The following is a 10,000-nucleotide window of genomic DNA, read 5'->3' as shown; positions in this document are numbered from 1 at the left end:
TAACCTGGGGAACGCCGAAATAGATAAACTTTCCGTTAGTAGCGTTGGCCAGGCAGGAAACAGGTTAGTCCAGCCAGCAACTTTCACTGACGGCCCACTCGCCATTACTTATCTGGGCAATAATCAATTTCTGATTGAAGACTCGGGTGCACCTGTCGTCAGTGAAACTATTACCTTTGCTGGTGCTGATTATCAGAACTTATTAAGTGGCTCTGTTAACTTTGCCAATGCAGGTTTTGATTTTTCTGTTAAAGGTGTGCCTCAAGTGGGCGATACATTCAGTATTGGTTACAACACTGGTGGTTTTGAAGATAACAGAAACGGCCTGATGCTGGGGAATCTTCAGAATGCCGATATGGTTCGGATTAATGCGGCCACTACGGTCAACGCAGATAAATATCAGACCTTTAATCAGGCTTATTCTGAATTGGTTGGTACAGTAGGTACTCAAACCAGTCAGGCCCGGGTTGCTGCTGCGTCCTCAAAGTCTTTGTTAGAGCAAACCACAGCCTGGCACGAATCTTTATCAGGAGTCAGTCTGGATGAAGAGGCTGCTGACTTAGTCAGGTTTCAGCAAACCTATGCTGCGGCGGCGAAAATACTCTCGACGTCACAAACAATTTTTGACACGCTGTTGCAAGCGGCGAGGTAAAAATGCGCACTACCTTTAATATGAAGTACAGTCAGAGTCTCGATTCGATCCTGGGGACTCAGGATAAATTGCAGACCGCAAGTCTAATGCTGAACAAGCAAACAAAAATTTTGACGGCTGCAGATGATCCCTCTGGTGCGGCAAGGGCTATTGGCCTGGAAGCTAATATTCAGCAAACTAACCAGTTTCAGACAAACAATACTGCAGCCCGCAATAGCCTTGAACTGCAGGAAACTGTGCACGACAGCATTCGTAATGCGATGGACAGAGCCAGAGTACTGACTTTGTCATTAGGTAACGGTACCTACGATGACAATGATCGTAAGGCAATAGGTGAACAGTTAGGCAATATCAGAGATGAACTGTTTGACTTAATGAACAGACGTGATGAACTGGGTGGTTATTTGTTTTCTGGATTTAAGGATCAGACCCAGCCTTACAGTCTGAATACGGCGACTGGCAAATATGAATTTAATGGCGATGAGGGGCAAAAAGCTATCCAGCTGTCTTTGTCTATTTCTATCGCTGCCAACGACAGTGGCCGCAGTATTTTTGACAGTGTCGACAAGCGTTTTCAGACCACAGCTCCTACAGTGGGTGCTCCGGTAACTGCTGCTAAAGTGACTGTGGCCAACCAAAGTGTTTTTGATAATTTCTATAAGCAAAATTACGACGGACTAACAGCCGGCAATAATGATTTCTCCGTTGTTTTTTCTGCTCCATCCAATTATGAAATTCAGCGTAATGGAGCGCCTCAAGTGCCACCCGTGACTGGTGTTTACACCCCTGGTGAAGCCATCACCTACAATGGTCTTTCTATCGATGTCACAGGTGCGGCGCCTGGCGGTACTGTGGATTTTAGTCTGCAACCACCTGAAAAAACTAACATTCTCAACACGTTAACTGACTTAATTAATGGGATTGAGGCAGGTGACAGTGGTGATGTTTTGAATGAACGTATTTTGGACGCAACAGTAGAGATCGATCATGCTTCAGCCAAAGTAGACTCAGCGATGTCTTCTATAGGCGGCCGCTTGAATGTGATAGAAAGTATTTTTGGCAGCAATGAAGATGTGCTGATCGCTACCAAGTCACACAAAGCTGATGTGGTGGAACTGGACTACAGTACAGGCATTACAGAGTTGGTTAAGCAGGAAACTGCGCTGCAGGCCGTTCAGGCAACCTTTGGTCGTGTCACTGGCCTGAGTTTATTTGACTACATCAATTAGTAATCAGGGTTACTAAGTAATTTTCTGGCAGGAAGCCCTTTATGTTGACACAAGAACTCTCGCGTTTTGATCTGCTGTATTTGCAAACGAAGGACTGGCCCGTGAATGAGTTTCATCACTGGGACACAGTCCATTTTTTACCTCTGGACAAAGCAACTAAACTCGAAGTGTTAGCTGGTTATTTACCTGCATCTGTACCTATGGTGTTATGGCGTAAATTACAGCTATTGCTGCTTGGAGAACAAAAAGTTGATGCCCAAAAGTTGTTTGAGCTTTTTGCTACTCTGCCATTTTTGCAGCAGTATATGTTCTATAGCCAATTAATGCGTGCCAATTTTGTGGGACAGGCGCTGGCGTACGACTATGCTCCGCTTTATCGGCTTATGGTGGAGAAGTTTTGTCATCAAAGTCAGGAGTTCTGTCAGGTCAGCCCCTTGATCGGTAATGGCAATGAAGAAATAGTGTTACTTTTAACCAACCAATTTGTAACAGCCCAACATGGTCCTACTCTGACTATTCTAAATTATGCCAGTGCGCTAAAGGCGATGGGTAAGCATCCGGTGGTGATCTGTTGCACTACTGTGGCAAAGTCTGGTCATTACGTCTATCCAATGCCTGCGCCCGTTTTTTTTGGCACAGTGCGCAATGAATATTTCAAGTCCGACACCTTATTTGATCTGGATACAGGTACCCAGCAGCCTTGTGCAGGTGGGACTGTGGTGAAATGCTGGGATCAGTTGTTTGATTTTATGCAGCTGACACCTATGGACGATACAGAACATCTGGTCGATTTAGTTCAGGTGATTAACCAAATCAATCCGCGTTTTATCATAGGCGTAGGCGGGTTGAATCCTGTGCTCGAATTCATTGCCCAAAGCAGACCCGTACTTAATGTGCCTTGTGTGACTTCACTGGTAACACCTTTGTACGCTGTACCTGTACTGCATCGTGAACTAACCGACCATGATCGGAAGCGGGTTGAAACTTTAGCATTAGCTCATCCGGTGTTGAACAGCCGTTTGCCTTTCAGACTGCGTAAGTTCGATTGTAAAAAAAGCAGCAAAGTGACAGACCCTGTGATTAATTTTGTCGTAGTGGGTTATCGGCTTGAGCATGAAATGCGATCAGATTTTATAGCGACGCTACAAGCAATTAAATCGCAGTTTCCAAACTCAGGCTTTGTTTTTATCGGGCCCGAAGCGATAGAAGATTTTCCTTCGCAATTACAGTCCTGTAGTTATTTTAGCGGCCGCGTCGCTAATGCGATCGAGCTGATTGCTAAATGTCATTTTATGCTCAATCCAAAACGTCAGGGCGGCGGTACTTCTGCTATTGAAGCGTTAAGCCTGGGAATTCCTGTGCTGACTGAGGCTTATGGCGATGTGTACCAGTATATCGGAGATGACTTTGTGTTTAAGTCAGACAGAGAGCGACTGGATTTTATTCAGCGTTATCTGACTGATGCTGACTTTGAGACGGCTTTTGTCCAGACATGTCTCGATGCTGCCGCCAAAGCCACAGATTCATCCGCAATAGTCCAGCAACTACTGCTGGATTACGACAGCTACATCTATCAGCTTTAAACGAAACAGAGGGGGCGGCCTTGGCCGCTTTCTCTGTTTCGCTCTGCTATTGCTACCTGAATTCTGCGCAAACTACCATATTTTCACTCATTTGATGATTAAATAAGCATTTAACCTAAAGTTATGAAGTTGGCTGTCGATACTATAGTTAGCCACAGAAATACCTATAAAAATTCAATCCCCTCATTTGTTTTTATTCAATAAAATCAAACAAAATCCTAAAGAAAAATCTCTTTGTGTCGATACAGTTATTAAGCAGGGAACAAAAAAATAAATACTCTGCAAAATAAAAAGACTCAGGAGATATATCATGGCTTTATTTGTTAACACTAACGTTTCGGCGTTAAATGCCCAAAGGCAACTAATTAATTCAGGCAAAGGCTTAGATACAGCGTTTCAACGTTTATCTTCAGGCTACCGTATCAATAGTGCTGCAGATGATGCTGCTGGCTTACAAATCAGTAACCGTCTGACTGCACAAATTCAAGGTTTGGATCAAGCGATACGAAATGCAAATGATGGTATTTCATTATCCCAGGTCGCAGAAGGCGCCATGGATGAAATCACCAATGCTTTGCAGCGGATCCGTGTACTTGCTGTACAGTCGCAAAACGGTATCAACAGCTCAGCAGACCGTATAGCTCTGCAAAAAGAAGTATCAGCATTAAAGGCTGAAATCAGCCGGATTGCGGTGACAACTCAATTTGGTGGTGTGAAGTTACTGGATGGTAAATATTCATCCACTTTCCTGGTCGGCGCCAATGCGGGCCAGACCATTAGCGTGAACATTTCCAGAGCCGGTGGTGGTTTTGGCTCCTCAGGTCTGGGGATTGCAGGCTTAAGTATCAGTAGTTTAGCTGGTGCATCCAGAGCACTGTCCAGTATTGACAGCGCTATTAACGTGATTGACTCGAAGCGGGCAGATTTAGGTGCTATCCAAAACCGATTCCAGTCTACTATCCGAAACTTGTCGAACATTGTCGAAAACATTTCGGCAGCACGTAGCCGGATAAAGGATACCGACTTCGCAAAAGAGACGGCTGATTTAACGCGCTCGCAGATCCTGCAACAGGCCAGTACCACTATCCTGTCTCAGGCAAACCAGAGACCACAGGCAGCACTGTCCTTGTTACAAGGTTAATAATTAAACAACAACTAATATATTGAATCGATCTTTAGTACGACTCCTGAGCTTTATGCTCTTTGGCCATACGGCGTTGCTGTATGGCCTTTTTTATTTGTATCTATAAGTGGAATATTTGTTTTTTATTTCTTTAAAAATCGCTAAAGAAACAATATTGTTTGCCGATACAGTATGTGAGTGGATTAGATTAAATATAAAGTAACGTGTCCACTTTTCATTCAATAAACGCTCAGGAGAAATGTTATGGCGTTATTTGTAAATACCAATGTCTCGGCGCTGAATGCGCAGAGGCAACTAATAAACTCGGGTAAAACCCTGGATACATCTTTTCAACGACTTTCGTCTGGTTTTCGCATCAATAGCGCAGCAGACGACGCAGCTGGTTTGCAGATCAGCAACCGCCTGACCTCCCAGATACAGGGTTTGGATCAGGCGATCAGAAATGCCAATGACGGCATTTCATTATCCCAGGTGGCAGAAGGGGCCATGGACGAGATTACTAATGCGTTGCAGCGCATCAGGGTCTTAGCTGTGCAGTCACAGAACGGTATTAACAGTTCTGCAGATCGTGTAGCGCTGCAAAAAGAAGTATCAGCGTTAAAGACTGAAATCAGTCGGATTGCGACCACGACGCAGTTTGGTGGTGTGAAATTGTTAGACGGCAAATATTCATCGACTTTCCTGGTGGGCGCCAATGCAGGCCAGACCATCAGTGTGAATATCTCAAGAGCCGGTGGTGGGTTTGGGTCATCTGGATTGGGTATAGCGGGTTTAAGTATTAGTAGTTTAGCCGGCGCCTCCAGGGCACTTTCCCAAATCGACAGTGCGATTAACGTCATCGACTCCAAGCGGGCCGATCTGGGTGCGATTCAAAACCGCTTTCAGTCCACGATACGCAACTTGTCGAACATAGTAGAAAACATTTCGGCTGCACGCAGTCGGATTAAAGATACAGATTTTGCGAAAGAAACGGCTGAATTGACCCGCTCACAGATATTGCAGCAGGCCAGTACCACCATCTTATCGCAGGCAAATCAAAGACCTCAGGCTGCGTTGTCCTTGTTAGGAGGCTAACCAGACAACACCGGACTTTTAAAGTCTACAGACTGAAGTCATCCGCCAGGGGAAGCTATAAGGCAACTTCTGCGGATACAAAACGAACAGCACTGGATCAGGAAGGCATTGGGCGCCTGATCCGTACGACTAACTTTATGGCACTGCTCTGACGCACCTATAGCGAGGAGCTCCTGCCAAAGGAAAAAAGGAAAGGCTTTATGGCTACTTATTTACTAACCGGAGGATGACACCATGTCATTATTTGTCAACACCAACGTATCAGCGATTAATGCACAACGTCAGTTACTGACATCTGGCAATTCATTGGATACGGCTTTTAAACGTTTATCATCAGGTTTTCGTATCAACAGCGCAGCTGATGATGCGGCGGGTTTACAGATCAGTAACCGTTTGTCGAGCCAAATCAACGGCTTGAACCAGGCCATTAGTAATGCCAACGATGGTATTTCTCTGGCACAGACGGCGGAAGGCGCGATGGATGAGATCACCAACTCTCTGCAGCGTATCCGGGTACTGGCAGTACAGTCGCAAAATGGTATCAATAGTTCGGCAGACAGGGTTGCGTTGCAAAAAGAAGTATCAGCGCTGAAAACGGAAATCAGCCGTATTGCAACAACCACTCAGTTCGGTGGTATAAAACTGCTGGACGGTAAGTTCTCCGCCAAGTTCCTGGTTGGGGCTAATGCCGGACAAAATATCAGCGTGAACTTATCACGCACTGGTGGGGGGTTCGGTTCGTCAGGTTTGGGTATCAACAAACTGTCGATCTCAAGCGTGGCAGGTGCGTCAAGAGCGATAGCTCAAATCGATAGTGCAATTAAAACTATCGACAGCACAAGGGCGGATCTGGGTGCTTTACAAAACCGGTTCCAATCGACAATCCGTAACCTGAGTAACATTGTAGAAAACGTTTCAGCAGCACGCAGTCGGATCAGAGATACTGATTTTGCTAAAGAAACCGCAGAGTTGACACGTTCGCAGATTATGCAGCAGGCCAGTACTACTATCCTGTCTCAGGCAAACCAGCGACCACAGGCAGCCTTGTCACTGTTAGGTTAAGTTTAAAAAGTAGCCTGAATGACATGGTAGTAAAATGGGGTCAGATCACATTGTTGATGGTTAACAATGTGATCTGACCCCATTTTTTTTGCTTTTTTCAAAATATTTTTTGCATTTAACTTTATGAAAAATAAGGAAATATGAAATTAATTGCCGCTTGATGGAAAAAAATTGCCTTTTTTAACTAAAGTCCTGAAGTCACTTGCCGATATCAAGTTAAGCCAAATTGCAGTTTGGCGAGAATTGCGGGGTTCCGCTTAACAAAAAAGGTTGTGTTCCGGGTTTGCAGACCCTTCGCGACTTTAAGGAGTGACTTATGGCTTTAGCAGTAAACACCAACGTATCCGCGTTAAACGCACAACGTCAGTTATTGACTTCGGGCAATTCACTGGATACTTCATACAAGCGTTTGTCTTCTGGCTTCCGTATCAATGGCGCGGCTGACGATGCTGCAGGCTTACAAATCAGCAACCGTTTAACCAGCCAAATCAATGGTTTAAACCAAGCTATCAGTAACGCTAACGACGGTATTTCAGTGGCGCAGGTTGCTGAAGGTGCAATGGATGAAATTACAACTTCATTACAACGTATCCGTGTTCTGGCTGTACAATCACAAAACGGTATTAACAACTCTGCCGACCGTACTGCGTTGCAAAAAGAAGTTTCAGCCTTAAAAACTGAAATTAGCCGTATTGCGACTAACACTCAGTTTGGTAGCATCGACCTGTTAAAAGGCGATTTTTCTGCCAAATTCCTGGTGGGTGCGAACGCCGGTCAGACTATCAGTATCAACCTGTCACGTACAGGTGGTGGCTATGGTACTTCTGGTTTAGGTTTAAACAAACTGTCAGTTTCAACTGTAGGTGGCGCGTCAGCCGCTATCGCCAGTATTGACAGTGCGATCAAAACTATAGACTCAGCACGGGCCGATCTGGGTGCGTTGCAAAACCGTTTCCAGTCAACCATCCGTAACTTAAGTAATATAGTTGAAAACGTATCAGCTGCGCGTAGCCAGATCCGTGACACAGACTTTGCGAAAGAAACTGCAGAACTGACACGGGCACAGATATTGCAGCAGGCTAGTACTACTATACTGTCTCAGGCTAACACCAGACCTCAAACTGCACTATCCTTATTAGGTTAATAGTGGCCTTTTAGGTGAAGAGCAAAGGGTGAATACCTATTAAAGTATTCACCTCGCTTGCCGATACAGAGGTAGACGTATATGAGTTCAGTAATAACGGGTAATTTTGGTTATCAACCAACGGCCCCCATAGCTGCTGCAAATGTCGCGGTTGATCTGAACAAAGTGAAAAGTGCTCCGGAGACTGCGTCACCAGAGTCCGAGAGTCAGCCTGAGCAGCAAACCGCTCAGAAGACTGTGACTCCGGACGAATTAGGTGAAGCCGTTGAGAATATCAACCAGTTTGTTAATTCTCAGGGACGCACTTTAAATTTTTCGGTTGACGAAGAATCTGGTAAGCCTGTAGTGAAAGTGATTGATTTTGAGACCAAAGAAGTAATTCGACAGATCCCATCTGAAGAGGTGCTGACAATGGCCAAAGCGATCAAAAAATTGCAGGAAGACTTAGGTTCAGCGACAGGTTTAATGTTTGATAAAACGATATAAAGAGAGGATGAATCATGGCGATCCGGTCGTTAGGTGCGGCATCAGGGCTTGATCTTGAAAGTCTGGTGACACAGTTAGTTACTGTGGAACGAAACACTAAAGAAAGTCGCCTCGACAGCACTAAAAAAGAGCTGGATTCATCTCTTTCTGGTTTTGGTAAACTGAAGTCTGCTTTAACTAAATTTAAAGATACATTAACGGCTTTGGGAGACGATAAACTCAGAGCCCGTACCACAAGCATCAAACAACCTACAGATACAAAAACTTACCTGGAAGCCACATCCAGCAGTACTGCGGCTCCTGGTAATTTTGATATTAAAGTTAAATCTCTTGCAACCGGTAGCCGTATCGAAAGTGCAAACAACGCCTATGCCAGTTCATCCGCTGTAGTCAGCGCTACCGCAGGTAAACTGACCTTTGAGGCAGATGGCAAAACCTTTGATGTCAACGTCAAAGCTAATATGACGCTGGACGAATTCCGTAAAGCTGTGAACAGTGCCAGCGGTAATTTTGGCGTCAGTGCCAACATTATTAATGCTGGTTCCGGAGTAGGGACCAAGTTAGTGCTGACTTCATCTATTACAGGTGAAGGGAACGAACTTAAAATCACCGGCGATAATGCAGATCTTGATAGTCTGACAACTCAAGCTTTTGGTAGCAGCGATCCTGTTTCGGGTGGACTTGATGTGGCTATTGAAGCAGGCGATGCGGAAGTAGTGATCGACGGCATTAGTGTATTTAGCAAAAACAATACCTTTAAAAATGCCATCCAGGATACTGAATTGACTGTTTCAGCCGTCACTCCTGATGGCAATAATGCGACTTTAACTATTGAGACAGACAAAAAAGCGGCTGAAGATAAAATCAAAGCTTTTATGGATGCTTACAATAGCTTGCTGACTGAAGTGAATTCGCTTACGAAAAATCGTACTTTAGGAGAAGACGGCAAAACCGTAGTGTCTGAAGGTGGTGCTTTGAGTAGCGACCCTATGGTCCGCAGTATTATGAGTCAGGTCACTAAAACACTGGGTAGCGCTTTTTCATCCGGTGGCGCAGAACTGAATAACCTTTACGCTTTGGGTATCACCTTTAATGACCAGGGCAAACTGGAAATCTCCAGTACTAGGTTGTACGGTGCTGACTCAGGTCGTGAACGTTTTGATGACGCACTGGAAAATAACTACGATAAAATTGCCGATTTGTTCGGCGCCAAAGGTGGTATTTCCAAGGAAATGGATAAAATCATTTCCCAGTTTACGGACAGAGATGGCCTATTAGTGAACAAAGAAACCTCACTAAAAGACCAACTGAAAAAAAATACTAAAGATCGTGAAGCTTTCGAACGATATATAGTGAGCTACGAAGATACATTGCGTCAGAGGTATGGAGCTTTGGATTCGACTTTAGGTCAACTCCAGAGCACATCCAGTTATCTGGTGCAACAGCTGGCAAACCTGCCACGTTATGGTAGTTAACAGGAGCTTGCTATGAGTTACGGTATTAAAGCTTACAAATCTGTAGGCATCAAAGATGATTTAGCAGTTGCAGACCCGCACCGTATTATTCAGTTACTTATGCAGGGCTCGCTGGAAAATATGGCCAAAGCCAAGGGAGCGATGGAACGTA

9 protein-coding genes are annotated in these 10,000 nt (G+C 44.8%); all 9 read left to right on the top strand.

Annotated features, from left to right (window positions below; genetic code table 11):
* Positions 1 to 652 (top strand): flagellar basal body rod C-terminal domain-containing protein (locus tag LDL40_RS06160; RefSeq protein ID WP_300994312.1); only part of this gene is annotated, 652 nt, incomplete at its 5' end.
* 2 nt (positions 653 to 654) lie between these two features.
* Positions 655 to 1,881 (top strand): flagellar hook-associated protein FlgL, encoded by a 1,227-nt coding sequence (gene flgL / locus LDL40_RS06155; RefSeq protein WP_300994311.1) that lies wholly within the window; start codon positions 655 to 657, stop codon positions 1,879 to 1,881.
* A 41-nt stretch (positions 1,882 to 1,922) separates the two neighbouring features.
* Complete coding sequence (locus LDL40_RS06150; protein ID WP_300994310.1) at positions 1,923 to 3,464, top strand: glycosyltransferase; 1,542 nt, start codon at positions 1,923 to 1,925, stop codon at positions 3,462 to 3,464.
* Positions 3,465 to 3,774: 310 nt separating this feature from the next.
* Positions 3,775 to 4,605 (top strand): flagellin, encoded by an 831-nt coding sequence (locus LDL40_RS06145; protein ID WP_300994309.1) that lies wholly within the window; start codon positions 3,775 to 3,777, stop codon positions 4,603 to 4,605.
* A gap of 246 nt (positions 4,606 to 4,851) precedes the next feature.
* Positions 4,852 to 5,682: a flagellin gene (locus LDL40_RS06140; RefSeq protein WP_300994308.1), complete on the top strand. Its 831-nt coding sequence runs from the start codon at positions 4,852 to 4,854 to the stop codon at positions 5,680 to 5,682.
* A 234-nt stretch (positions 5,683 to 5,916) separates the two neighbouring features.
* Positions 5,917 to 6,744, top strand: coding sequence for a flagellin (locus tag LDL40_RS06135; RefSeq protein WP_300994307.1), 828 nt, complete (start codon positions 5,917 to 5,919; stop codon positions 6,742 to 6,744).
* A gap of 316 nt (positions 6,745 to 7,060) precedes the next feature.
* Positions 7,061 to 7,888, top strand: coding sequence for a flagellin (locus LDL40_RS06130; RefSeq protein ID WP_300994306.1), 828 nt, complete (start codon positions 7,061 to 7,063; stop codon positions 7,886 to 7,888).
* Positions 7,889 to 7,969: 81 nt separating this feature from the next.
* Entirely contained in the window at positions 7,970 to 8,374 is a 405-nt protein-coding gene (locus LDL40_RS06125) for a flagellar protein FlaG (protein WP_300994305.1), read from the top strand.
* Between the two features lie 14 nt (positions 8,375 to 8,388).
* Entirely contained in the window at positions 8,389 to 9,849 is a 1,461-nt protein-coding gene (gene fliD / locus LDL40_RS06120; RefSeq protein ID WP_300994304.1) for a flagellar filament capping protein FliD, read from the top strand.
* The last annotated feature ends 151 nt before the right edge of the window (positions 9,850 to 10,000 follow it).

This window comes from Rheinheimera sp., from assembly GCF_020217005.1.
GTDB lineage: Bacteria > Pseudomonadota > Gammaproteobacteria > Enterobacterales > Alteromonadaceae > Pararheinheimera.
This window is presented reverse-complemented; position numbering and strand designations above follow the sequence as displayed.

What these genes read in the sequence shown, in the direction of transcription:
- flgL (WP_300994311.1), top strand. Translation starts at nt 655, where the DNA reads ATGCGCACTACCTTTAATATGAAGTACAGTCAGAGTCTCGATTCGATC.
- LDL40_RS06150 (WP_300994310.1), top strand. Translation starts at nt 1,923, where the DNA reads ATGTTGACACAAGAACTCTCGCGTTTTGATCTGCTGTATTTGCAAACG.
- LDL40_RS06145 (WP_300994309.1), top strand. Translation starts at nt 3,775, where the DNA reads ATGGCTTTATTTGTTAACACTAACGTTTCGGCGTTAAATGCCCAAAGG.
- LDL40_RS06140 (WP_300994308.1), top strand. Translation starts at nt 4,852, where the DNA reads ATGGCGTTATTTGTAAATACCAATGTCTCGGCGCTGAATGCGCAGAGG.
- LDL40_RS06135 (WP_300994307.1), top strand. Translation starts at nt 5,917, where the DNA reads ATGTCATTATTTGTCAACACCAACGTATCAGCGATTAATGCACAACGT.
- LDL40_RS06130 (WP_300994306.1), top strand. Translation starts at nt 7,061, where the DNA reads ATGGCTTTAGCAGTAAACACCAACGTATCCGCGTTAAACGCACAACGT.
- LDL40_RS06125 (WP_300994305.1), top strand. Translation starts at nt 7,970, where the DNA reads ATGAGTTCAGTAATAACGGGTAATTTTGGTTATCAACCAACGGCCCCC.
- fliD (WP_300994304.1), top strand. Translation starts at nt 8,389, where the DNA reads ATGGCGATCCGGTCGTTAGGTGCGGCATCAGGGCTTGATCTTGAAAGT.